At 34.6% G+C, this 25,016-nt stretch carries 25 protein-coding genes; 12 read left to right on the plus strand and 13 right to left on the minus strand.

Annotated elements, in window-relative coordinates; all coding sequences use genetic code 11:
- Window positions 1–62: 62 nt before the first annotated feature.
- Window positions 63–1,451 carry a dihydrolipoyl dehydrogenase gene (gene lpdA / locus I5M32_RS01405; protein WP_200584305.1) on the minus strand — a complete coding sequence of 463 codons (1,389 nt, stop codon included), beginning with the start codon at window positions 1,449–1,451 and terminating at the stop codon, window positions 63–65.
- 202 nt (window positions 1,452–1,653) lie between these two features.
- Between lpdA and I5M32_RS01410 the strand changes: the two genes are divergently transcribed.
- Window positions 1,654–4,974, plus strand: coding sequence for a TonB-dependent receptor (locus I5M32_RS01410; RefSeq protein WP_200584308.1), 3,321 nt, complete (start codon window positions 1,654–1,656; stop codon window positions 4,972–4,974).
- A gap of 75 nt (window positions 4,975–5,049) precedes the next feature.
- Here I5M32_RS01410 and I5M32_RS01415 read toward each other — a convergent pair whose 3' ends face one another.
- From I5M32_RS01415 to I5M32_RS01425, 3 genes are all read right to left on the minus strand, one after another.
- Window positions 5,050–5,211: a hypothetical protein gene (locus I5M32_RS01415; protein ID WP_200584311.1), complete on the minus strand. Its 162-nt coding sequence runs from the start codon at window positions 5,209–5,211 to the stop codon at window positions 5,050–5,052.
- A gap of 10 nt (window positions 5,212–5,221) precedes the next feature.
- On the minus strand, window positions 5,222–5,581 hold the full coding sequence (locus I5M32_RS01420; protein WP_200584314.1) for a SpoIIAA family protein: 360 nt from the start codon (window positions 5,579–5,581) through the stop codon (window positions 5,222–5,224).
- 95 nt (window positions 5,582–5,676) lie between these two features.
- Window positions 5,677–6,138 carry a DUF4126 family protein gene (locus tag I5M32_RS01425; RefSeq protein WP_200584317.1) on the minus strand — a complete coding sequence of 154 codons (462 nt, stop codon included), beginning with the start codon at window positions 6,136–6,138 and terminating at the stop codon, window positions 5,677–5,679.
- Between the two features lie 169 nt (window positions 6,139–6,307).
- Between I5M32_RS01425 and I5M32_RS01430 the strand changes: the two genes are divergently transcribed.
- The 3 genes from I5M32_RS01430 (at window position 6,308) to I5M32_RS01440 (ending at window position 8,926) form a co-directional block, all read left to right on the plus strand.
- Window positions 6,308–7,342, plus strand: coding sequence for a quinone-dependent dihydroorotate dehydrogenase (locus tag I5M32_RS01430; protein WP_200584320.1), 1,035 nt, complete (start codon window positions 6,308–6,310; stop codon window positions 7,340–7,342).
- Window positions 7,343–7,699, plus strand: a complete 357-nt coding sequence (locus I5M32_RS01435; RefSeq protein WP_200584322.1) for a DoxX family protein — start codon at window positions 7,343–7,345, stop codon at window positions 7,697–7,699.
- 243 nt (window positions 7,700–7,942) lie between these two features.
- Entirely contained in the window at window positions 7,943–8,926 is a 984-nt protein-coding gene (locus I5M32_RS01440) for an acyl-ACP desaturase (protein WP_200584325.1), read from the plus strand.
- A 249-nt stretch (window positions 8,927–9,175) separates the two neighbouring features.
- Here I5M32_RS01440 and I5M32_RS01445 read toward each other — a convergent pair whose 3' ends face one another.
- The 7 genes from I5M32_RS01445 to I5M32_RS01475 form a co-directional block, all read right to left on the minus strand.
- Window positions 9,176–9,850: a hypothetical protein gene (locus I5M32_RS01445; RefSeq protein ID WP_200584561.1), complete on the minus strand. Its 675-nt coding sequence runs from the start codon at window positions 9,848–9,850 to the stop codon at window positions 9,176–9,178.
- Window positions 9,851–10,465: 615 nt separating this feature from the next.
- A complete protein-coding gene (locus tag I5M32_RS01450; RefSeq protein WP_200584328.1) occupies window positions 10,466–11,119 on the minus strand; it encodes a YceH family protein in 654 nt (217 codons plus the stop codon).
- A gap of 22 nt (window positions 11,120–11,141) precedes the next feature.
- Window positions 11,142–12,281, minus strand: coding sequence for an MFS transporter (locus tag I5M32_RS01455; protein ID WP_200584330.1), 1,140 nt, complete (start codon window positions 12,279–12,281; stop codon window positions 11,142–11,144).
- Between the two features lie 52 nt (window positions 12,282–12,333).
- The gene (locus tag I5M32_RS01460) at window positions 12,334–14,247 is read right to left on the minus strand and encodes an AMP-dependent synthetase/ligase (RefSeq protein ID WP_200584332.1); all 1,914 of its coding nucleotides are present in this window, start codon (window positions 14,245–14,247) and stop codon (window positions 12,334–12,336) included.
- Between the two features lie 112 nt (window positions 14,248–14,359).
- Complete coding sequence (locus tag I5M32_RS01465; protein ID WP_200584334.1) at window positions 14,360–14,686, minus strand: HesB/IscA family protein; 327 nt, start codon at window positions 14,684–14,686, stop codon at window positions 14,360–14,362.
- Between the two features lie 93 nt (window positions 14,687–14,779).
- Entirely contained in the window at window positions 14,780–15,193 is a 414-nt protein-coding gene (gene iscU / locus I5M32_RS01470) for a Fe-S cluster assembly scaffold IscU (protein ID WP_200584336.1), read from the minus strand.
- A 117-nt stretch (window positions 15,194–15,310) separates the two neighbouring features.
- Complete coding sequence (locus tag I5M32_RS01475; protein ID WP_200584338.1) at window positions 15,311–16,525, minus strand: IscS subfamily cysteine desulfurase; 1,215 nt, start codon at window positions 16,523–16,525, stop codon at window positions 15,311–15,313.
- A 118-nt stretch (window positions 16,526–16,643) separates the two neighbouring features.
- Between I5M32_RS01475 and mce the strand changes: the two genes are divergently transcribed.
- The 8 genes from mce (at window position 16,644) to I5M32_RS01515 (ending at window position 22,864) form a co-directional block, all read left to right on the plus strand.
- Entirely contained in the window at window positions 16,644–17,045 is a 402-nt protein-coding gene (gene mce, locus I5M32_RS01480; RefSeq protein ID WP_200584340.1) for a methylmalonyl-CoA epimerase, read from the plus strand.
- Window positions 17,046–17,048: 3 nt separating this feature from the next.
- Window positions 17,049–17,735, plus strand: a complete 687-nt coding sequence (locus I5M32_RS01485; protein WP_200584342.1) for a sensor histidine kinase — start codon at window positions 17,049–17,051, stop codon at window positions 17,733–17,735.
- 80 nt (window positions 17,736–17,815) lie between these two features.
- Window positions 17,816–18,064: a type B 50S ribosomal protein L31 gene (locus I5M32_RS01490; protein WP_200584344.1), complete on the plus strand. Its 249-nt coding sequence runs from the start codon at window positions 17,816–17,818 to the stop codon at window positions 18,062–18,064.
- Between the two features lie 69 nt (window positions 18,065–18,133).
- Entirely contained in the window at window positions 18,134–19,309 is a 1,176-nt protein-coding gene (locus I5M32_RS01495) for a putative sugar nucleotidyl transferase (RefSeq protein WP_200584347.1), read from the plus strand.
- A 9-nt stretch (window positions 19,310–19,318) separates the two neighbouring features.
- Entirely contained in the window at window positions 19,319–20,089 is a 771-nt protein-coding gene (gene tpiA, locus I5M32_RS01500) for a triose-phosphate isomerase (RefSeq protein ID WP_200584351.1), read from the plus strand.
- A gap of 163 nt (window positions 20,090–20,252) precedes the next feature.
- Window positions 20,253–21,089 (plus strand): 50S ribosomal protein L11 methyltransferase, encoded by an 837-nt coding sequence (prmA, locus tag I5M32_RS01505; protein ID WP_200584353.1) that lies wholly within the window; start codon window positions 20,253–20,255, stop codon window positions 21,087–21,089.
- 5 nt (window positions 21,090–21,094) lie between these two features.
- Window positions 21,095–22,459: a UDP-N-acetylmuramate--L-alanine ligase gene (locus I5M32_RS01510; RefSeq protein ID WP_200584356.1), complete on the plus strand. Its 1,365-nt coding sequence runs from the start codon at window positions 21,095–21,097 to the stop codon at window positions 22,457–22,459.
- A 63-nt stretch (window positions 22,460–22,522) separates the two neighbouring features.
- A complete protein-coding gene (locus I5M32_RS01515; RefSeq protein WP_200584359.1) occupies window positions 22,523–22,864 on the plus strand; it encodes a helix-turn-helix domain-containing protein in 342 nt (113 codons plus the stop codon).
- Window positions 22,865–22,909: 45 nt separating this feature from the next.
- Here I5M32_RS01515 and I5M32_RS01520 read toward each other — a convergent pair whose 3' ends face one another.
- Together I5M32_RS01520 and purB are read right to left on the minus strand one after the other, a co-directional pair.
- Window positions 22,910–23,461 carry a NifU family protein gene (locus I5M32_RS01520; RefSeq protein WP_200584362.1) on the minus strand — a complete coding sequence of 184 codons (552 nt, stop codon included), beginning with the start codon at window positions 23,459–23,461 and terminating at the stop codon, window positions 22,910–22,912.
- 80 nt (window positions 23,462–23,541) lie between these two features.
- Window positions 23,542–24,885 (minus strand): adenylosuccinate lyase, encoded by a 1,344-nt coding sequence (gene purB / locus I5M32_RS01525; protein ID WP_200584365.1) that lies wholly within the window; start codon window positions 24,883–24,885, stop codon window positions 23,542–23,544.
- Between the last annotated feature and the right edge of the window lie 131 nt (window positions 24,886–25,016).

Consider the following 25,016-nt stretch of genomic DNA (forward strand, 5'->3'; position numbering starts at 1 on the left):
TAATATCTCAATACTCAATACTCAATACTCAATACTCAATACTGAGTAAAATACTAAAAACATTAAAGATGTATCACTTCTCCGTAAGCATCAGCGGCGGCTTCCATAACGGCTTCGCTCATGGTTGGGTGAGGATGTACTGTTTTGATGATTTCCATCCCGGTAGTTTCTAATTTACGGGCAATTACCAATTCTGCAATCATTTCGGTAACGTTATTACCGATCATGTGAGCACCTAACAGTTCTCCGTACTTTGCATCAAAAATCAACTTAACAAAACCATCCTTAGCGCCAGAAGCACTTGCCTTACCAGATGCAGAAAAAGGGAATTTACCAATTTTAAGCTCGTAACCTGCCTCTTTTGCTTTTTTCTCTGTCATCCCCACAGAAGCAATTTCTGGGGAGCAATAAGTACAACCCGGAATGTTACCATAGTTTAATGGTTCTGGATGATGGCCGGCAATTTTCTCTACGCAGATAATCCCTTCTGCAGATGCCACGTGAGCCAAAGCCTGTCCGCCAACTATATCTCCAATTGCATAAACACCATCTACATTTGTTTTGTAATAAGCATCGGTAACAACTCTTCCTTTATCAACTTTTACCCCTAACTCTTCTAAACCTAAATTCTCTAAATTTGGTGTATAGCCTACGGCAGATAAAACAATTTCGGCTTCCAATTCTTTTTCTCCGGCTTCTGTTTTAACTGTTACTTTACAAATATCGCCAGAGCTGTCGATTTTTTCTACAGAAGCCTTGGTCATGATATCGATACCTACTTTTTTGAAAGAACGATTCAATTGTTTAGAAACGTCCTCGTCTTCTACCGGCACAATATTATCCAAAAACTCTACAATGGTTACTTTTGTGCCCATGGTTGCATAAAAATACGCAAACTCTACGCCTATTGCTCCAGAACCCATCACAATCATAGATTTTGGTAATTGAGGTAGGGTCATTGCTTCTCTATAACCGATAACTTTTTTGCCATCTTGTTTAAGGTGGGGCAATTCTCTTGATCTGCCGCCAGTTGCCAAAATAGTATGCTTGGCTTCATATTCTTTGGTGCTACCATCGGCAGCTTTAACCTCAACCTTACCACCCTTTTTGATTTTTCCAAAACCCATGATCACATCAATTTTGTTTTTCTTCATCAAAAACTGGATCCCCTTGCTCATTCCATCGGCAACACCTCTACTTCTTTTCACAACAGCGCCAAAATCTGCAGAAGATTCCCCTACATTGATCCCGTAATCTGCGGCGTGGTGTATATACTCGAAAACCTGTGCGCTCTTTAATAATGCTTTAGTTGGGATACAACCCCAATTTAAACAAACGCCACCTAAAGACTCCTTTTCTACAATTGCAGTTTTTAAACCCAACTGAGCTGCCCTAATTGCCGCAACGTAACCACCGGGGCCGCTACCTATAACTATTAAATCGTAATTCATGTGTTTATTTTTAAAGAGTTGCAAATTTAAGAAAATTATTAGATAAGGTTATTAATTATGAAACAACTAAGGTTATATGTTAAAATGTTTGTAAAGTGTTAATAAAATTAAGGGATTGTTAACATTAATTTAATATAACTTCTGCTATAATATCAAATTACCTATTTACATTTGTCCAAAATTCATTTTTCAATTAACACACATGAAAAGAAAATTACAAAGAAAATTATTGATGTTCTTCGCATTGATAAGCTTCACAGCTTTATCTGCGGTAGGGCAGGTAACAACTAGTTCCATGTCTGGTATAGTAAAAGATTCTAATGGCGAGACAATGCCTGGTGCATCTATCAAAGCTATCCACACTCCAACAGGATCGGTTTATACCACCCAAACCACATCTAGTGGTAGATTTACCATCCCAAACATGAACACAGGCGGTCCTTACACCATTGAATTTACTTTTATTGGTTTTAATCCAAAGAAGTTTGATGGAATTTTTTTAAAATTAGGTTCTACCTATAATTTAGATGTTGTAATGGAAGCAGGCGGTAAAACTTTAAATGAAGTTGTAGTTACCGCACCAGACAAGAACTCAATTTTAAATTCAACTAGAATTGGTGCAGCAACAAACATCAGTTCTAAGCAATTAACTACCTTACCAACAATTAACAGAAGTATCACTGATTTCGTAAGAACTACACCACAAGCAAGTGGGAATGGCTTTGCCGGCAGAGACGGTAGGTATAATAATTTACAAGTGGATGGTGCTAACCTAAATAATAATTTCGGTTTGAGTAGTGATCCTCTTCCGGGTGGTGGTGCACAACCAATATCTATTGATGCTTATCAAGAAATATCTGTAAACATTGCTCCTTATGATGTGAGACAGTCTGGTTTCACTGGTGCAGGTATCAATGCAATTACTAAAAGCGGAACTAATAAATTTAGCGGCACTGCTTACACTTTTTATAGAAATCAAAATTATTTAGGTACTAATGTTGGTAGCACAGATATTTCTAGTCAAATACAAGACACAAAAAGTAATATTTATGGTTTTAGCTTAGGTGGGCCTATTATTAAAAACAAGCTTTTCTTTTTTATAAATGCAGAATCAGAAAAAAATGTTAACCCAGGCATTAGCTATACCCCAACTGGCGGTTCTGGCTCTGGAAACGTTTCTACAACAACTGCGGCAGACTTAAAAAAAGTTTCAGATTATGTAAAACAAAAATTTGGTTATAATACTGGTGCTTATGATAACTTCCCTAATTTTGAAACAAAAAACACTAAGATACTGGCAAAATTAGATTGGAATATTAATAAAATAAACAAATTAACACTTAAATATAGTGATCTTGATGGTACTGATGACCAGTCTTTAAATGGTTCTAGTGTACCTAATGGAGGTGGTTTTAATGTTACTGGTAAATCTAATATCACAAGATTACCATACAACCGTTTTAGCAATAATTCTATGTCTTATAATAATTCTAATTATTTTTTCAATAATAGAGTGAGGACAGGTACTTTGGAGTTAAAGAGCAATATTAATTCACAATTCTCAAATCAGTTTTTAACCACTTACACCAAAATAGGAACATCTAGGGACGTGAATTCTTCATTTTTCCCTACTGTAGATGTTTTTGATGGTGCTGGCGGCAATTTGCTAACCTTTGGTACAGACCCTTTTACCGCAAATAATAATGTTAAAAATAATATTATTAGCTTTACTGATAACCTAACTTATTATAAAGGTATTCATACTTTTACTGGTGGTTTAACCTATGAACAACAATATGTTGGTAATCAGTTTATGCCTGCTGCCAAAGGATATTATGCTTTTAATAGCGTTGATGATGTATTAAATAACGCTGCCCCTGCTTATTTTGCCTACACTTATTCTTTAAAACCTGGTGATCCCGCACCTTATGCAGCTGAAATAAAAGTGGGTCAATTGGGGATTTATGCACAAGATGATATCGATTTTGACAACGGTTTAAAGTTGACGGTTGGCTTACGTGGTGATAAGCCGATTTATTTAGATGATCAAATTGAAAATACTGCAATTACTGCATTACAGTTTTACGATAAGAAAGGTAATTTAAAAAATTACAAAAACTCTGATAGGCCAAGTAACAACTTTTTGCTTTCTCCTAGATTAGGATTTAGATATGATGTTAAAAAAGACAATTCTCTTATTCTTAGAGGCGGTACAGGTATATTTACAGGTAGGATTCCATTTGTTTGGTTAACTAATGCTCCATCTAATTCTGGTGTTATCCAATTTGGTGGCAGGTTAAGAAATTCTAATGCTACTGAAGCAGTTTCTTTAGCAGGTATCAGACTTACCGAGGATCCAACTGTTTATGCTAATTTGTTTCCAACAAACTTAACTCCAACAGCTCCTGGGAACATAGTTTTAATAGATCCAAACTTTAAATTTCCATCTGTATTTAGAACAAACTTAGCAGTGGATAAAAAAATAGGTAACGGATATTCTTTTACTCTTGAAGGTTTATTTACAAAAGATATAAATGGTGTAGTGATGAGAAACGCTAATAACAAAGCACCAAACGGAGCAATTGTTGATGGCCCTAATGCTAGTAGATTAAGATATACCTCAACTGCAAATAGAGATTTGAATAGTTCCATTACATCTGCTATTGTATTAGAAAATACCAATAAAGGCTATTCTGGTGCAATTACTGCATTGTTATCAAAAGATTTTTCTTCTAATTTCTATGGTTCTATTGCTTATACTTACACAAGCTCTAAAGATGTAACTGCTAATCCAGGTTCTCAGGCTGCATCAGTTTGGAATGGTAATCCAGTTGTTGGAACTCTAAATAATCAAGAGTTATATAATTCTAGTTATTTAACCCCACATAGAGTTGTAATGAATGCTTCCTATAACTTTAAATATGCCAAATATTTTGGAACAACAGTTTCTTTATTTTATGAAGGTGCTTCACAAGGAAATTACAGTTTTGTAATTAATGGAGATGCAAACTTAGATGGAGGAAGTTCTACCGACTTAATGTATATTCCTAATAAAACATCAGATGTAGTTTTTGAACAATATACTGCAACTGTAAATAATGCGCCTGTAACTTTTACTGTACAACAACAACAAGATGCGTTTGAGAAATTTATCGAAAGTTCTCCGTATTTAAGTAAGAACAGAGGTAAATATGCTGAAAGAAATGGGGCGCAATTACCTTGGTATAATGAAATAGATTTTAGATTACTGCAAGATTTTATGATAAAACAAAAAAGTATTAATCATAATCTTCAGCTAAGCGTCGATATTTTTAATCTTCCAAATTTATTAAATAAAAATTGGGGTATAAAGGATAGGTATGTTACCAATAATCCTTTAGGCTTTAGAAGTATTAACGCCAACAACCAACCTGTTTATAGATTGCAAAACAATAATGGAAATTTAGTAACCAATTACATTCAGGATAATATTAGTACAGCAAGTACTTGGAGAATGCAAATTGGTTTAAGATATAAATTCTAATATTTTATTTGTTCCATAAAAAAGCCTCTTAACTGTTTAGTTAAGAGGCTTTTTTGTTTTAATAGGTAAGAAAAATCAAACCGTTTTTTTATTTTTCTCCTCCAATTCAGCATTAACCTGTTTATATACAGATTTTGGTTTATTGGCTTCTTCTAGGTTTTTATCATTCAGTTCTTTCCTTTTTTCCTGAGTTTTTTCCCAATCTTTCCCTTTATTTTTTCTGTCTTGAAAAGTCATGATTGAATATTTATTTAACAAATGTTTTCGCTTGTTCTATTTCTTCTGGAGAGAAACCTTTCAATTCCCCGGGTATGATAGCAGAAACAACACCGATTACATTTTTCAAATAATCTTTGTTAACAACTATCGCAACCTTGTTCCATTTGTTATAATATTTAAAATCTGTTTTTAGGTCTTCTAACATGGCAGATGAGCTAAAGTTAGCTATCTCTGTATCATATATGATAAGGCAATTTAGCTTATCATGCGTTTTATGTTGTTTCTCTATGGCGGGCTCCAAAACTTTTTTATAGTCTTCTTCCTTAACTTTGCCGCTGATATTAATTCCGATTACGTGTGGAGGTAAATTTTCTATTAAACTTATCATGGTTTTATTTTTTAAGATGTATATATTTAATAAAAAGAAAATTCCATGCCATCATCAAACTGCTTGTTAGTAGATTTTAAATAAATGACAAACCATCAATAAAACATATTTCCTAAACCATAGGCTAAAACATCTTCTGCCATTCCTAAAACTTTGTCTTTACCGGTTTTTTTTGCTAATTTTTTTCTTAGATAAAAAAAGGCATAAGTAGATGCTACCGCGGATATTGCACCAACAGCAGCTCCTTTTAACGGATTGTTAAAGGATGCTTTGTAAATAGCCGCCCCAACAAATGCCCCAGAAATTGCCCTCGCAATTATACCTAAAGGCTCTGTCCTATTTGGTGCCTGCTCGCTTTTATCTCCCGCCAGCTCACCAAAAGCTGCCAAACCTAAAAGGCCAGAGGTTAAACCAGATTGTATGAAATTAAACTTGGTATGGGTTAGGCTTGCTTGTTTATGTTCATGAAACCTAGCGCTCATGATGGCTAGGGGAGCCATCGTTCTCATTCCGGCGCTCATCCCCAACATAACTGTTTTTATAAAAATATTTTTCATGGTTTTGATGTTTGATAAGTAAGATCAAAAACCTTACCCTTTATTTGGGTTAAAAGCTAAAAGCCAGTTGCTAAAATATAAGTTGTTAAAAATCATATAATTAAGATAGATTTTAGGGATTTTTTCTTTATAGGTTAATTTAAACTAAAATAGATCTTAAATTTGTTTCATGTACAAATTCATCAAATCCATATTTTTTCAATTTGATCCCGAGGCCATCCATTATACGGTTACAGATACCTTAAAGATGATGCAAAAGTTTTGGGGCTTTCCAAAATTGATGAGAGGGATTTACAATTTAGAGTACCCCTTGTTAAATAGAAAGGTTTTTGGTCTTGATTTTAAGAACCCGGTTGGTTTGGCCGCTGGATTTGATAAAAACGGAGATTTTATAGAAGAGTTTGCCAATTTTGGCTTTGGTTTTATTGAAGTAGGTACGGTTACACCTTTGCCGCAACCAGGTAACGATAAACCGAGAATGTTTAGGCTCAAGGCCGATGAAGCATTGATAAACCGAATGGGTTTCAACAATATGGGGGTTGATGTTTTGGCGAGAAAACTGAAATCGGTTAAAAGGGAAGGATTGATCATCGGTGGGAATATAGGAAAGAATAAGAATACACCCAACCAAGATGCCGTAAGTGATTATATTAAATGCTTTGATGCTTTATTTGATGTGGTAGATTATTTTGTGGTAAACGTAAGTTCGCCCAATACACCAGGATTAAGGGAACTTCAAGAAAAAGAACCTTTAATGCACATTTTAAATGCTTTGCAAAAGCGCAATCTTAAAAATGATATTTCTAGGCCTATTTTATTAAAGATTGCCCCAGATTTAACAGATCCCCAGTTAGATGATATTGTGGAAATTGTGCAAGAAACCAAAATAGCCGGCGTAATAGCCACCAATACCACCATTTCACGCGATCATTTAACATCAAGCGAAAGCGAAAAAAATGAAATAGGAGGTTTAAGTGGGAAACCGTTAACAAAACGTTCTACAGAAGTGATAAAATATCTATCCCAAAAGTCAAATCATTCTTTCCCAATAATTGGGGTCGGGGGGATCCACTCCGCAAAAGACGCTCAAGAAAAATTAGAGGCCGGAGCTAGTTTGGTGCAAATTTATACTGGTTTTGTTTACGAAGGCCCCGGTTTGGTAAAAAGAATTTTGAAAGGTTTAATTAAACATAATAAATTGTAAATGATTAAACATTATTATCCCTTGATAATGGGCATCGTTTTTATCATTGCGGGAACCAATCATTTTTTGATGCTGGGCTTTTATATGAAAATAATGCCATCTTACTTTCCGTTCCCAAAAGTACTGATTTACCTGAGTGGGGTTGCCGAGATAATTGCAGGTGGGTTATTGACGATAAAGAAAACCAGAAAAGCAGGAGCGTGGTTACTTATTTTATTGTTGATCGCCGTGTTCCCGGCCAATATACAAATGGCCATCAATCAATCTAAAAATATCGATTTGATGTTTTATCTCTCCTTAATAAGATTACCTTTTCAGTTTCTATTTATTTATTGGGCGTATATTTTTACAAAATAGTTGATCAGGTATTTTTTCATTATTGATTGTTTTATGCTAAGTTTTGATATTCAGTTGCCATAAGGTCTTGTTTCTTGCTTCTCGTCTCTTGTTTTTTGATGCTCCAATACCTTAACCAATGATCATCAAAATTGGCAAGGGCTTTGCTAATTAATTTAACAAACCGTTAAACCAAAATCAGATATTAGAGCTATTTATCGTTATTGTTGGGGATATGCTTATATTTGTAATTCAATTTTTTTTATGATAGACTTACCTGTAGGATCCCGAAAAGAAGTAATGAGTTATTTGGAACCATTTATGGTAAACGATATGGCTGATTATTTAAAGCCCGTAGAAGATATGTGGCAGCCGGCAGATTTTTTGCCCGATGCCAGCAAAGAAACTTTTTTTGATGAGGTTAGGGATTTGCAAGGTAGCACCAAAGAACTTTCTTATGATTTAATGGCCGTTTTAATTGGTGATACCATCACCGAAGAGGCTTTACCAACCTATGAATCTTGGTTAACCATGGTTGATCATGTTTCTAGAAGCGAGCAGGGCGGCTGGATGAAGTGGGTTAGGGCATGGACGGCAGAAGAAAACCGGCATGGAGATTTATTGAACAAATATCTATACCTATCAGGAAGGGTTAATATGAGAGAGATGGAAGCATCCACACAATATTTAATCCAAGATGGTTTTGATATAGGGACCGGCCATGATCCTTACCGAAATTTTATCTATACCTCATTTCAAGAGATAGCAACTAATATTTCACACAGAAGGGTAGCCCAATTAGCAAAACAGAGCGGCGATAAATTATTATCTAAAATTTGCGGCTTAATTGCCGCCGATGAAGCTCGCCATGCCAAAGCATATAAAGCATTTATTGGTAAAGCCTTTGAGGTAGATCCAAATGAAGTAATGCTAGCCTTTGAAGATATGATGCGAAAGAAGATTGTTATGCCCGCCCATTTTTTGCGTGAGATGGGAACAAAAATAGGCAGCACCTTTGGTCATTTTACCGATGCTGCGCAACGTTTAGGTGTTTATACTGCTTTAGATTATGTAGATATCCTAAAAAACTTGATAGAGGATTGGAACATAGAAAGCATTAAAGATTTGAATGAAGCAGGGGAGAAGGCCAGGGATTACCTGGTTGCCTTACCAGATCGTTTAACGCGTATCGCTGATAGGATAAAAATCCCTAACCTAGAATATAAGTTTAGTTGGATTTATGGATAAAACATAAAGGAGAATGATAAAATAAAGAAAGCTCAGAATTTATATTTTGAGCTTTTTGTATTTATGGGATATTTACTTATTTAAAATTTACTCCTTTTGGGCACAAGACTTATATCGGTAAATGTAATCAATCCGGTTATATTGATTGATAATGAAACATCACACAAATAGGCAAACATTCAGCGAGGCAATTTTGCAATTGAGATGGTTCCCCACAACCACCTTAGCCATAAACAAAAGGATTAAAACTTAATTAAATTTTGTCCCACCTACGTTTAAAACAATTCCAATTGTAAAAACCGAACTTCCAGCAGTCATAAAATCCCTGTTTTTTAGGCCAAAGTTGCTGCCCGAGGTATATTGCAATTGTAGGTTTTGATTTAACTTTAAGCGGGTAAAAAAAACAGGTTCGATAAAGATATTATCCTCTAATGGTTGGTTGATGTTATTTCTCTTAAAATCTGTCATGCTAACATGGCTAATCCTAAATATGGTCCCGTAATTTAAGGGGAAAGTCTTAGAGAAAAGTTTTAAGTCTTTTTGTTCTTTAGAGCTATAATTTACCTGAAAAAACAGCTTATCGAAATTTACATTTTGTACGTCTGTTGTTATTGTTCCGTCTTTTTCCTTGTTTCTAAAAACACGTTCTGTGCTGCCCCTGCCCAAACCGCCGTAAAATTCTAAAATCCTGCTATTATCCGTACCAAATGTTGTGAAATAACCTGCGCCACCTTCTACCAAATCTTGCCTAAAATCTTTTTTGTTTTTTTGTTGATTGATAAACGAACCATTAAACAAAACCCCAACATGATCGGAAACGGCATAAGCGGTATTAATGTTAACGTTTCCACGCAAAGATAAATGCCCAGAAGCGTGAACTTCGTTTTTCTTGCTCAACATTGGGCTATTGGGCACATTAGGCATATAAACAGAAGAACATGAACTAGATAAAAGGATAACGGAGAGTATAAGAAGGAGATGCTTAAATTTACATTGCATATTGGCTAAAACGTAAAAATTAAAGTATATTGTTTAAGGTATTTTAAATGATTAAATTAGTTAAAATTTTAATGCTATGAATATTCGATATTAAAAACTAGACTTGTTAGAAACAATCGTGAATATTAAAGATGAATCTCTGATTTTAGATTTAAAAGCATTTATAAATACTAGATCAATAGATTGGTTTGATGAGTTAAAAGAAGAAAAAAAAGGAAATTAAGGAAGGATTAGACGATGCGGATAATAAATGAACTGTATCGCACATAGAAGCTATGAAATTATTAGCGATCGTTTAGAATATCTAGAAATCCATTTTAGTGATAAAATAATTTTAGAATTCGTTAGTCAAGTATCAAGAACTTTAGATAATATTAAACATAGTTCTTTGATTTTTAGAAAGTCCACTTCATTTAAAGACGTTTATAAATGATTAATCATTAAACAGGTCTCAGTCATCTACAGAATAAAAGAGGAATCTAACACTATCGAGTTAATCGCTTTTATTGATAATAGACAAAAACCAATCAAGCAAAATTTTTAACCCATCAATTCTTTCATCAGTCTATCAAAATCAGCTTTAAGCTGATCATAGTTTTCTTCTAAAACAGCTATTCTTTGTTCTAGTTCAGAAACAGATTTTTTTGTAGGTTCTACAAGATCATCCTCGTGATCTATATTTGGTTCGCCGCCAAGTAAGTGCATAAACCTTGCTTCTTTTTGTCCAGCTTTTTTTGGGAGTTGAACTAAATAGGGCATATCAGGATTAGATAATTGCTCTAAAACATCATTAACCTGCTCCAAAGATTCAAATTCATATAACCTGCCGGCATTGGTATTAATTTCGCCCGGTGTTTGCGCCCCTCTTAATAATAACAAACAAATGATGGCCAATTGCGAAGGTACCACGGGAAACATAATGGCAAAATTATGTTTATATTTAACTACTCTGCTTCCTCCGCCTGTTGCTGTAGAAACCAATCCCTTTTTCTTTAAACTATCCAAGGTTAAAATCACGGTTTGCTCATCATAATCTACCACAGGTTTCCTTGAGCTTTTTTGATTACAAGCCGCTGTTAAAGCGTTCAAAGTCAATGGATAATAATCTGGAGTAGTTTTGCTTTTTTCTATTAAACAGCCCAAAACCCTTATTTCTTCTGGGTTTAAAAAAGGTAATTTTTTTGTTTCTTCCATTATTTTTAAGTTAAAAATAAAACTAAGATCTAATTTTGAACAAGCTTTTTGATACAGGAACAAACATTAACCCGGCAACAATAAATAAAATAAAAGCGATGCGTAGGTTAAAAAGATGAGAAAGATAACCTATTAAAGGTGGACCTAACAACATCCCTACTATAGAGTAGGTGGCAACAATTGATATGCCCATACCGGCAGAATATTTTGATGATTTTCCCGCTAGCCCCAATGTCATCGGGAAAATGGATGCTGTTCCCATTCCTGTTAATGCAAACCCAATTAATGCTACCCAAAAGTATGGGAAAGTTATAGATAGCAAAATTCCGCTTACGATTAAGCAAGTACTTAAAATATAGGTATTGGCAATGCCTATCTTGCCTATCACTTTATCAGAAACAAAACGAAAAGAGGCCATAAATACCAAAAAAGTAAAATAACCATAGGTAAATATTGGGGTGTGCAATATCTCTTTAAAATATACTCCGCTCCAATCAAACATCCCGCCTTCGCAAATTGCAGCAAAAAAGCCTAGCAAACCTAATCGCATGATAAATGGATCTGGTTTACCGAAAATAAGTTTGTTCCCTTTTTCTGCTCTATCTTTTCCCAATAATCTTGGGTATGAGATTGCCGACCCAATAAAAACGAGTACTGTTATGGCTAAAAAATGGTAGCTTATATCAATTTTTAATAATAATAACAAAGAGGTAATTCCTGCGCCAAATATCCCGCCTAAACTCCAAATTCCGTGGAAACTTCCAATAATAGGTTTATCATAAAACTTTTGAAGATTAACAGATTGCGTATTAACGGCGATGTTGATCAACCTCATGGCAAAAGCAAATAAAAACAAGAAAATGCCTAAAATGAAAATATTTTGGGCAAAGCCGATGCCTGTTAGTGCGCTTGCCTGTAAAATGGAAGATGCTAAAATTAATTCTTTACTGTTAAATTTTGAGATTAAATAGCCCGAAAGTGGCAGGCCAACCAAAGAACCTATTGGCAAGACAAAGAGCAGGCTTCCAAGTTCAGCATCGTTTAAGGATAATAACAATTTGATCGTAGGAATCCTTGATGCCCATGAAGCAAATAATATCCCAGAAAGAAAGAAGAATACCTTAAGAAATATGCGTTTTGTTTTTAATTCTCCCAATTCCATATTGGGTGCAAATATCTGTTTTAATAAAGTAAAATCATCCTAAAAAAATAAATTAATCTGTTTCTATTGTATTCAAATACATTTCTTCAATAGCGCCAGCATATTTTTTCTCTATCACTTTTCTTTTAGGTTTCATTGTAGGGGTCATCTCACCATCTTCTATCGTAAAAGGATTGCGCTTAATTTTAAAGTTTTTAATGCGCTCAAACTTGGCAAGTTCATTAGAGAATTTTTTAATGTCTTGCGCTATCCAATCTACAATTTGTGCATCATCTATAAAAACATCTGCCGTATCAAAAAAAGCATCTTTTAAACCAAAATTTTCTTGTAATGTTTCTTTGTTTGGGGTAATAATTGCGGTAATATATTCTTTTTTATCCCCTAATAAAAAAACAGCCTCAATTTTTTGACTTTTTAAATAGGTATTTTCTACTGGTGTAGGATAAATATTTTTGCCATAAGCATTTACCAACATATTTTTGATCCTATCGGTAATTTGCAGGTTACCTTTAAAAAACCTGCCAACATCGCCAGTATGAAACCAACCTTCATCATCAATCACTTCTGCAGTTTCATCGGGTTTGTTCCAATATCCCTTCATAACACAATGCCCGCGTACGCAGATTTCGCCCTCGTTGCAAGTGAAGTTAGGGTTAAAGGATTGGTGATTTTGTATAGAGATAAAATTTTTGCTTTCTACATCTTGGATACCGATTTCTATCCCTGGTATAACCCTCCCTACAGTTCCATAAACCTGGCGGTGATATTCTGTGACCGACATTACGGGTGAAGTTTCTGTTAATCCAAAACCTTCTAGAATTTTGATGCCTAAATTCCCGAAAAATTCCCCAACATTTTTTGGCAAAGCCGCACCACCAGAAATCATAAATTTTAAGTTACCACCTGTTTTTTCTTTAATCTTGCTAAAAACCAATTTTTCTGCTATGGCATGTTTTACATTTAAGAGAATAGACGGGTTTTTGCCAGCTTCTTTGATTTCCCTATGCTTTTGTCCAATATCTAAGGCCCACAAGAATATTTTAGCCTTTGTGCCTCCGGCCGCTGTTCCTCCTTTTATGGCTTTATCATGGATTTTTTCTAATAGCCTTGGTACACAAGACATTACCGTAGGTTTAACCTCGCCCATGTTTTTGGCCAATAATTCTAAACTTTGGGCAAATGCTATTTTATTACCTTTTGCACAACAAACATGGTAAGTTGCCGTACGCTCAAAAACGTGTGATAAGGGCAAAAATGAAAGAAAAGTTTCGTTCGAATCAATCACGGGGATTTGCTGCAAGCAAACTTTTACATTTTCTACAAAGTTAGAATGCGTTAGCATTACACCTTTTGGTACGCCGGTGGTGCCAGAAGTATAAATTAGTGCAGAAATATCAGAAGGTAAAACTTGGTCCCTTAAATGGTTGATTTCATTTTCAAAGCCATCTAATTTAGAATGGCCCTCCTTGATTACATTTTCTAAACTGATTACGCCAGCATTTAAAGCAATTTTTTCTGTTATTTTTTCAAAATCATCAAAAACGGGGATTATCCTTATTAATTCTTTACTGCTATTGGCAACCTTAACAACTTTTTTTAACAAGAAAGGGCTACCAACTAAAATGGTTTTTGCGCCAGAATCGTTTAAGATATATTCTATTTCCGCTTCCGATAGGGTAGGATAAATAGAAGTGTTTATAGCTCCAATTTGTTGTAAAGCCTGATCGTAATAAACATATTCTGGAGAGTTTTCAATAATGAAAGCTAGTCTGTCCCCTTTTTTAATACCAATTTCTAAAAAATAAGCCGAAATAGCATCGGCTTTAGCCAGGGTTTCTTTAAAAGATATTTCTTCCCATTTTTCTTTTACTTTTCTGATCAAAAAAGTATCCGTTTCTGGATGAATGTTTTTAATAGCATTGCGTAATAATTGCGGAACGGTTGTTTTTTTGGTAATTAACTCCATCTATTTAACCTTAGAATTTAACTGGTATAGCTCACAATTATAATGTATTTAAGCTTAAAACACAAAAAGGGCCCTTAATTAAAAGTGCCCTTTTTAACATATTTCGTTTTTGTTATACAGAGAAGCTTTCCCCGCAACCGCAAGTACGTGATGCGTTTGGATTGATAAAGTTAAATCCTTTACCGTTTAATCCATCAGAAAAATCCAACTCTGTTCCTGCCAAGTAAAGGAAAGATTTCATGTCTAAAACAATTTTTAAGCCCTTATCTTCAAAATCTTGATCGCCTTTTTGGGTTTCGTTATCAAAATCCATATTGTAAGATAAGCCAGAACATCCCCCGCCTTTCACAGAAACACGCAGGAAATAAGACTGATCTAACCCTGCATCTTTCATCAGCTCTTCTATCTTACCTTTTGCTTTATCTGTTATTGTTACCATGTTTTTAGAATCAAGTATTTAGTATCAAGAAGCAAGATTTAAAAACGATAGAAAATCGTCTTGATTCTTGCTACTTGCATCTTGCTACTTAAATTAATGATGTGATTTCTCCAATTCAATCGCTTCCATGCCGTTTTTCACACGATAATCATTAATCGCTGACTTAATTGCATCTTCCGCTAAAACAGAACAGTGGATTTTAACCGGAGGTAATGCCAATTCTTCAACAATGTCCATGTTATCGATAGTTAGGGCATCATCAATAGATTTTCCCTTTAACCATTCTGTTGCTAATGATGATGAAGCGATTGCAGAACCACATCCAAATGTTTTGAATTTGGCATCGGTAATTACGTTGTTTTCATCAACTTCAATTTGTAAACGCATAACGTCGCCACACTCTGGTGCGCCAACTAATCCCGTACCTACGCTTTTTTTAGATTTATCTAGCGTACCCACGTTTCTTGGGTTGCTATAATGATCAATTACTTTATCTGAATATGCCATGTCTTTTTTAATTAGTTAATTTAATAATTAGTCAATTTGAAAATGACTTTTAATATTATTTATGAACGATTTTTATTCCATTGTCAAATTTTCAAATCGACAAATTGTAAAACCGAATTAATGCTCTGCCCACTCAATTTTATCAAGATCTATGCCTTCCTTAAACATTTCCCAAAGCGGAGACAATTCTCTTAGATGAAGAACTGCTTTTTTTGTATTTTCTATTGCAAAATCAACTTCTTCCTCGGTGGTAAACCTCCCTAAGCCAAAACGGATGGAAGAATGAGCCAAATCATCTGAAAGGCCTAAGCTTTTTAAAACATAAGAGGGTTCTAAAGAAGCAGATGTGCAGGCAGAACCAGATGAAACCGCCATATCTTTCATTGCCATCATCAAACCTTCGCCCTCAACATATTTAAAAGAAATATTTGCGGTATGAGGTAAACGATGTGCGGGGTTCCCGTTTACATAAGATTCCTCTAACTCGGTTAAGCTTTTTTCTAATTTATCCCTTAAAGTAGAAAGCCTGACAGCTTCTTCTTCCATTTCATTGTAACAAAGCTCACAAGCTTTACCTAAACCAACAATACCAGGAACGTTTAAAGTACCCGAACGCATCCCTCGTTCATGGCCACCACCATCCATTTGAGAAGTTACTTTAACCCTAGGGTTTTTTCTTCTCACATATAAAGCCCCAACACCTTTTGGGCCGTACATCTTATGTGCCGATAATGCCAATAGGTCAATACCGTCGGCTATTACATCAACAGGAATTTTTCCAACAGCTTGAACAGCATCGGTAAAATATAAAGCACCATGTTTATGGGCAATGGCAGCTATTTCTTTAACAGGTTGTATTACGCCAATTTCATTATTTGCATACATGATAGCAACCAAAATAGTTTGGTCTGTAATGGCCGCTTCTAATTTTCTCAAATCAACCAAGCCATCAGATTCAACATCTAGGTATGTAATGTTTGCACCTAATTTTTCTAAATGTTTACAAGCATCTAAAACAGCCTTATGTTCTGTGGTTAAGGTAATGATATGGTTACCTTTATCTTTATACATCTCATAAACACCCTTTATCGCTAAATTATCGGATTCTGTTGCGCCAGAAGTAAAAATAATTTCTTTTTCTGAAGCACCTATTAATTTAGCCACTTGTTCACGGGCGTAATCTACCCCTTCTTCTGCAACCCAACCAAAAGGATGGTTTCTACTAGCAGCATTCCCAAATTTTTCTGTGAAATAAGGTAACATTGCTTCTAATACCCTTGGATCCATCGGTGTAGTTGCATTATTATCTAAGTATATTGGTGTTTTTAACATCTTATTTAGAATTGTTTTTATTATTGTTACAAATATACTAAAAAACTTTTGGAGCAATGATAGAATATCTCTATATAAGTATAGGTTTAATGGTCATTAAAATGCAATTTTGGGGTTAATGGATAAGATAGAGCATATAGGTATTGCGGTAAAAAATTTAGCAGATTCTTCCCTTGTTTATCAAAAGATTTTGGGGGTAAAAAGCTATAAAAAAGAAATTGTGGAGAGTGAAAACGTGACCACGGAGTTTTTCAAAATCGGCGAAGCCAAAATAGAATTGTTGCAAGCCACAAACAAAGATAGCGCAATCATTAAATTTATTGAGCAAAAAGGTGAGGGCATACATCATATCGCATTTGAGGTTAAGGATATTTATGCCGAAATAAAACGATTAAAATCTGAAGGCTTTAAAATGATAAATGAAACTCCTAAATTAGGTGCCGATAATAAATTAATTTGCTTTGTTCATCCTAAATCTACAAATGGCGTTTTAATAGAAATATGTCAAGAAATTGATTGATAAATGATTGAAAATAATGAACTAGAACGCCTAAAAGCCGTTGGTAAATATCTGATGTTTGATGTTAAAAAAGAGGTTGGGCAAATTGCCAAGCTAGCTTCTGTTTTAACCAAAAAGCCAATAGCCTTGGTTACGTTAATTGATGAAAGCGAGCAAATTATACTTGCAGGCGAGGGGATTGATTTAGACCGCATGCCAAGGGCCACCTCTTTTTGTGCACAGGCAATAAAAGAGAATGATGTTTTGGTAGTTGAAGATGCTACCGAAGATGAGAGATTTAAAAACCTACCTTCGGTAACGGGCGAATTCAATATTAGGTTTTATGCCAGCGCAAACCTCAACTCAAACGATGGTTACAAGATTGGCACCTTATGCGTTTATGATATTAAGCCCAGCCAATTTTCTGATGAGGAAAAAGGATACCTTAGAATTTTGGCAGCCCAGGTAGATCATGTTTTAGAATTGAATAGGCAGCTAAGCTTATCGGTAAAAAAAAATCAAACCTTGGCCCAAGTTGCTTGGGTACATTCGCATCAGTTTAGGGGACCTTTAACATCGGTTTTGGGAATGATAGATTTAATTAAACTAGACAATTATAAGTTTAACAAAGAATACATAGATTTATTAGAAAAATCTGCTAATCAATTAGATAAAGTGATCAATCAGATCATTAGGGATACAAGCAACTAATTATTATTAATTTCTTGTAAACAATAATTTTTTAATTACATTTGCACCTCTAAAAATTAGGGAATAAAGATTAGAATACAATGAAAAAAGATTTGCATCCATCAAATTATAGATTAGTAGTTTTTAAAGATATGTCTAACGATTATGCCTTTTTAACTAAGTCTTGCATCAACACAAACGAAACTGTTAAATGGGAAGATGGTAATGAATACCCGCTTGTTAAATTAGAGATTTCTCATACTTCGCACCCATTTTATACAGGTAAAATGAAATTGGTAGATACTGCGGGTCGTATTGATAAGTTTAAAACTCGTTACGCTAAGAAATAATTTTAATAAAATTGATAATATATTTGGGTCCCGTCTTGATAGTCGGGACTTTTTTTGTTTTTTTGTAGCATGACAATCATTTTTTTTGATGATAACAGTAGGGAAACTTTGCTACCCCTTACCTATACCCGCCCAACAGCAGATTTACGCATTGGCATTCTAAAAATATCAGAGAAATGGTGTCAACATTTTAAAGTGGATATTTCTTATCAAACTGCAAGTTATTTACAGAAGAAATTTCCGATGGTCAATGATCATGATCAATTGTTCATAAATGGCAGCATTTGTCCAAATGCAGAACTAGTAAGCGCTATTTACAGTTTAAAAGATGGTGATGTTTTAGTAAAAGGGGAAACTTGTATAGCTGCAAAAATCAATCATGATAAACTAAATTCAGAGGATTTATCAAATCATCATAAAATTAAATTTGAGCAAGATTTTACAAAAATCAACTACCCTGAAGATATTTTTAAATACAATGACATTGAACTGAGAACCGATTTTAAATTGCTCACAAAGAACAGGGTTTCTCAAAAACTTAGCGCAAGCAACACCGTCATTGGAGATGATATTTTTGTTGAAGAAGGGGTAGAGGCAGAATGTTGCACCTTTAACACCAAATACGGGCCAATTTATTTGGGAAATAATTCACAGGTTTGGGAAGGTTCTCACATACGTGGTGGTTTAGCGCTCTGTAATGATTCTCAAATAAAATTAGGGGCAAAGATTTATGGCGCAACAACCATAGGCCCAAACTGCAGGATAGGAGGAGAGATAAATAACGTTGTGATTTGGGGAAATTCCTCTAAAGGGCATGATGGTTATTTGGGTAACGCAGTAGTTGGAGAGTGGTGTAACTTTGGTGCCGATACGAACAACTCTAATCTTAAAAATAATTATGCAGAGGTTAAGCTCTGGGATTATAAAACAGAAAGATTTAGGAAAACAGGCCTACAATTTTGCGGATTGATTATGGCAGACCATGCAAAATGCGGCATTAACACCATGTTTAATACCGGTACAGTTGTAGGTGTTGGTGCCAACGTTTTTGGGGCAGGTTTTCCTAGAAACTTTATCCCAGATTTTTCTTGGGGCGGCGCACAAGGTTTAGAAACCTATACCATCAACAAAATGTTTGAAACATCGCAAAAGGTATATGATAGAAAGAATAAAGAATTTAACGATATAGAGAAAGATATTTTGACAGAAATATTTGATCAAACCAATAAATACAGAAGATTTTAAAATTAAATTATGAGAAAGAAAATTGTTGCAGGAAACTGGAAAATGAACAAAGATTATAACGATGGACTAGCTTTGTTCTCTGAGGTAATCAATATGGTTAAAGATGAAGTGGTTGGAGACCTTAAGGTAGTGGTTTGTGCGCCTTTTATTCATTTGAATAGTTTAGTGGGTTTGGGTAAAGGATACGATAAGGTAAGTGTAGGAGCCCAAAACGCACACCAAGAAGAAGCAGGAGCATATACCGGGGAAATCTCCACATCTATGTTAAAATCCATCAATGTAGAATATGTGATCTTAGGCCATTCTGAAAGAAGACAGTATTTTGGGGAAAACAACGCATTATTGGCCAAAAAAACAGATGCCGCTCTAGAAAACGGCCTAAAACCAATTTTCTGCATCGGTGAAACCTTCTCAGAAAGAGAAAGCGGCGAATATTTTAATGTGGTAAAATCTCAATTAGCAGAAGCTACTTTCCATTTATCGGCAGATGGATTTTCTAAATTGGTGATCGCCTATGAGCCTGTTTGGGCAATTGGAACAGGTGTAACTGCATCATCTGCGCAAGCACAAGAGATACACGCTTTTATCAGGAAAGAAATAGCCGCCAAATACGGACAAGAAGTTGCAGATAATACCTCCATCTTGTACGGTGGGAGCTGTAACCCAAAAAACGCCGAAGAATTATTTTCTCAAGCAGATATTGACGGAGGTTTAATTGGTGGCGCATCTTTAAAATCTAGGGATTTTGTAGATATCGCAAAAGCATTCAATAGCAAATAAATGTTGCGCCCAAATTTTTCTTTAATTATTTGGGCGTTTTAACGGGCTGTCCGTTATATCTTTTTTTGCAATTTGCAAATCGCATAAAGCAAAAAAAGGATGTCACTCCCATCCCTAACGCTCTTATTAAGGTAATGATCTTAAATCCAAATTAAATCTTTTTATGAATTATAAAGAACTAGTGTTCACTATTGTCTCTGATCAAGATTACCACCAAGATTTATTGATAGCCGCCTTAGGAGACATAGGTTTCGATACCTTTGAGGAAACGGATTTTGGTTTTAAAGCCTACATCCCTTCAGATAAATTGAACGAAAACGAAATTAAAGAGACGCTAAGCCCCTATCATGATCAATTTTCTTTTTCTTACGAGGTAAACCTTATCCCACAAAAGAATTGGAACCAAGTATGGGAAAGCAATTTTGAACCCATACAGATTAAAGACCAAGTTTATGTGAGGGCAAACTTTCATCAACCAAAACCTAGTTTTAAGCATGAAATTGTGATAGACCCAAAAATGGCTTTTGGTACGGGGCATCACCAAACAACTGCCATGATCATGGAATATCTTTTAGAAATAGACTTAAATAATAAATCTGTTTTAGATATGGGATGCGGTACAGGGATTTTGGCAATTTTGGCCAGTAAATTAGGGGCAAAGGAACTGGTTGCCATAGATAACGATCAAATTTGTTATGAGAGTACTTTAGAAAACACCGTTCTAAATCATATTAAAAACATTGAAGCATTATGCGGTTCTAAAGAAGCTATACCAAACACGTTATATGATGTGATCTTAGCCAACATTAATAGAAATATCTTGATCGATCAAATGGAAAACTACGCTAAAGCTTTGAAAAGCGATGGCGAAATATTTTTTAGTGGCTTTTACCAAAGCCCCGATTTAGAAATTATAGAAACAGCGGCATCAAAATTTGGCTTAAAATACATTAGCCATAAAAAAAAGGATTTATGGGTGGCTGCAAAATTTATTAAATAAAAACTTTGAGGGTACATTTTATTGCCATTGGAGGTGCTGCTATGCACAATTTGGCTATCGCTTTACATTTAAAAGGTTTTAAAGTAACAGGTTCTGATGATGCTGTTTATGAACCTTCAAAAACCCGATTAAACAAACACGGCATTTTGCCAAAAGCAGAAGGGTGGCACCCACAAAATATCACAAAAGACCTAGATGCCATCATATTGGGTATGCATGCCCGGATTGATAACCCAGAACTATTAAGGGCGCAAGAATTAGGTCTTAAAGTTTATTCTTACCCAGAGTATGTATATGAGCAATCTAAAGATAAATTAAGGGTTGTTGTAGGCGGCAGCCACGGCAAAACAACCATTACCTCCATGGTTTTGCATGTACTCAACTATCATCGTAAAGATTTTGATTATTTAGTGGGTGCGCAGATTGCCGGTTTTGATAATATGGTAAAATTATCAGGTGCACCAATCATTGTGATCGAAGGGGATGAATATTTAGCTTCACCAATAGACAGAAGACCAAAATTCCATCTTTACAACGCAAATATCGGTATCATAAGCGGTGTGGCATGGGACCATATCAATGTTTTCCCAACTTTTGAGAGTTACAAAAATCAATTTAGCTTGTTTATTGATACCATAACACCAAACGGCACATTGATCTATTGTGAAGAAGACGATGTTTTAAAAGATTTGGTAAACCTGCATCAATTTAAAAACAAGCTGGAAAAAATCCCATACCACACTCCTTTATTTGAGATTAAAAGCGGGAAAACTTATTTAAAAACCAAACAAGGAGAACTTGGGATAAACATTTTTGGCAAGCATAACCTAATGAACCTTAACGCGGCTAAATTGGCCTGCGAAAAAATTGGTTTAAGTAACGAGGAGTTTTATGAGGCTATTGTTTCTTTTGCCGGTGCGGCAAAGCGTTTAGAGCTTTTGGCACAAAACGAAACAAGCGTGGTTTATAAAGATTTTGCCCATTCTCCTTCAAAATTGAAAGCAACTATTGAAGCGGTTAAAGAGCAATATCCCGACAGAAAATTAATTGCCTGTATAGAATTGTATACTTTTAGTAGTTTAAATGAGGATTTTTTAGAAGAATATGCCGGTACCATGAATGGCGCAGATATTGCTATTGTATTTGTAGATGAGAAAACCTTCTTTCAAAAAAGTTTAAAACCGTTTTCTGAAAATAAAGTCATAAAAGCGTTTTCTAACGATAAAATAAAGTTTTTTAATCAAGCAGAAAAAATAAAAGGTTACTTAGAATCGTTAGAAATTAAAAATACTAATTTATTGATGATGAGTTCTGGGATTTTTGGAGGTATTGATTTAGTTACATTGGCTAAATCTATGTTAAAGAAATAATTTGTTCATATCTTTGTATAAATTAACTTTTAAGTAAGTGTTTTAATAAATAATGTTTAAGAGATGAAATTTTTAGGAAAAAAAATTAGGCTATTAAGGCATCAAAAGGGATGGAGCCAAGAAGACGTTGCAAGGCAACTAGATATATCTATACCCGCATTCTCTAAAATTGAGACTGGTATTACAGATATAAACATATCGCGATTAGAACAAATTTCTGCACTTTTTAATTTAAGTGTGGTACAATTGTTAACTTATAACGATCCTGAGCAAGAGATAAAAAATGCTTCAGATTTAGAACTTGTAACCAAAAAGCTTCAGGATAGAGATTCTGAAATAATAGAATTACAGAAAAAAGTGATCGAGCTTTACGAAGAGATCAGAAACGTTAAAAGTTTCGTTTAAAAAAAAGTCCTAAATTTTAGGACTTTTTTTTAACTGTTTTTTGCTTTATAAAGCCTCAGATACAACTTCTTTTACCTCTGGTATCATTCTTTGCAATAAGCTTTGAATACCAGATTTTAGCGTTATTGTTGAAGATGGGCATCCACTACAAGAACCTCTTAATTCTACGGTAACAATACCATCATTAAAAGAACGATAACTGATTGCACCACCATCTTGTTCTACGGCGGGCCTTACATAATCATTTAAAATCTGTTGAATTTTAATCTCGGTCTCCGTTCCTTCAAAGTTTAAATTTTCTTCCTCTGTATTTTCTTGAACGGCATATTCTGATTCTATCGCACCTTTTATAAATTCTTTTAATAGAGGCTCTATATCTGCCCATGCAGCATCTTCTGTTTTAGTAACCGTAACAAAATTACTGGCAAAAAATACCCCGTTTACAAAATTGAATTTATAGAGCTCTGTTGCAAATTTAGAATGCTCTGCACTTTCTTTTGTTGAGAAATCTACACTACCATTGATCAACAATTTATTTACTATAAATTTCATTGTTGCAGGGTTGGGGGTAGATTCTGTATATACGGTAATGTTCATATCAAAAATATTTTTTGTAAAAGTACTCATCAATAAATAAAGCCAAGCCTTACTGTTTTGTTTTTACCTCAACATGACTATTAAATACCTGTATAATTAGAAGGATTTATCGCTTTCAATTCTTTTTTCACATCATCTTTTATAGCTAAGCCATCTATAAAACTGGCCATTGTATCAGCATTAATTTGGGTATTGGTACGTGTTAAATCTTTTAAAGCCTCATAAGGGTTAGGATAATTTTCACGCCTTAAGATAGTTTGGATGGCTTCTGCAACTACTGCCCAATTATTATCTAGATCTTTCTGAATTTCTGCCTGATTTAACAATAACTTGTTTAAACCTTTAATGGTAGATTTTAAAGAAATGATGGTGTGTGCTAAAGGTACGCCTATATTTCTTAACACGGTAGAATCTGTTAAGTCTCTCTGTAACCTGCTAACAGGTAATTTTGCCGATAAATGTTCTAATAGTGCATTGGCAATGCCAATATTGCCTTCAGAGTTTTCAAAATCTATAGGGTTTACCTTATGTGGCATGGCCGATGAGCCAACTTCTCCATCTTTAATCTTTTGTTTAAAATAATTCATAGAGATGTAAGTCCAAAAATCTCTATTTAGATCTAGAATGATCGTGTTGATGCGTTTTATGCCATCAAATTGTGCTGCCAAGTAATCATAATGTTCTATTTGGGTTGTATTTTGTAAACGTTTTAATTTAAGCCTGTTATTCACAAAATCATTCCCGAAATTTTTCCAATTGATTAAAGGAAAAGCAACATGATGGGCATTAAAATTACCGGTGGCCCCACCAAATTTAGCTCCGTAAGGAATGGCTTTTAACAGCTCAACCTGGTTTTCTATCCTTTCTATAAAAACCGTTATTTCTTTACCTAAACGAGTAGGAGAAGCTGGCTGCCCATGGGTATGCGCCAACATAGAAACATGATCCCATTCTTTTGCTAAATCTTTTAAGGTATGGATAAGTTCTTGCAATTGCGGATAATAAACAACCATCATCCCAGCTTTAAATGAATAAGGAATGGCGGTATTGTTAATATCTTGAGAGGTTAACCCAAAATGGATATATTCTTTATATTGGGATAATTTTAGTTGATCAAATTTTTCTTTGATAAAATATTCTACCGCCTTTACGTCATGGTTGGTTACTTTTTCTATCTCTTTAATTTTTAGAACATCATCTTGTGATAAATTGATGATTTCTGATTTAATAGCTTCTAAATTGTATTTCTTTAAACCATTTAAAGCAGGTATGGGCAGCTCGCTTAAGGCTAAAAAGTACTCCATTTCTACAAAAACCCTAAATTTAATAAGGGCAGCTTCTGAAAAATAGTGGCTTAGATTTTCGGTTTGTTTATGATAACGGCCATCTATTGGCGATATGGCGTTTAAACTAGCATCGTTCATTTTTTGCGTTTTGCTGCAAAAATACAAAAATGGATGGCTTACTGTAATCAAATTTGAAATTGTAATTTAATTGCAACGAAAATAAACCAAATTAAAATATCGATAAAATAAACGGAAACTTTGGAAATGTA

This window comes from Pedobacter segetis, from assembly GCF_016623585.1.
In the GTDB taxonomy this organism is placed as follows: domain Bacteria; phylum Bacteroidota; class Bacteroidia; order Sphingobacteriales; family Sphingobacteriaceae; genus Pseudopedobacter; species Pseudopedobacter segetis.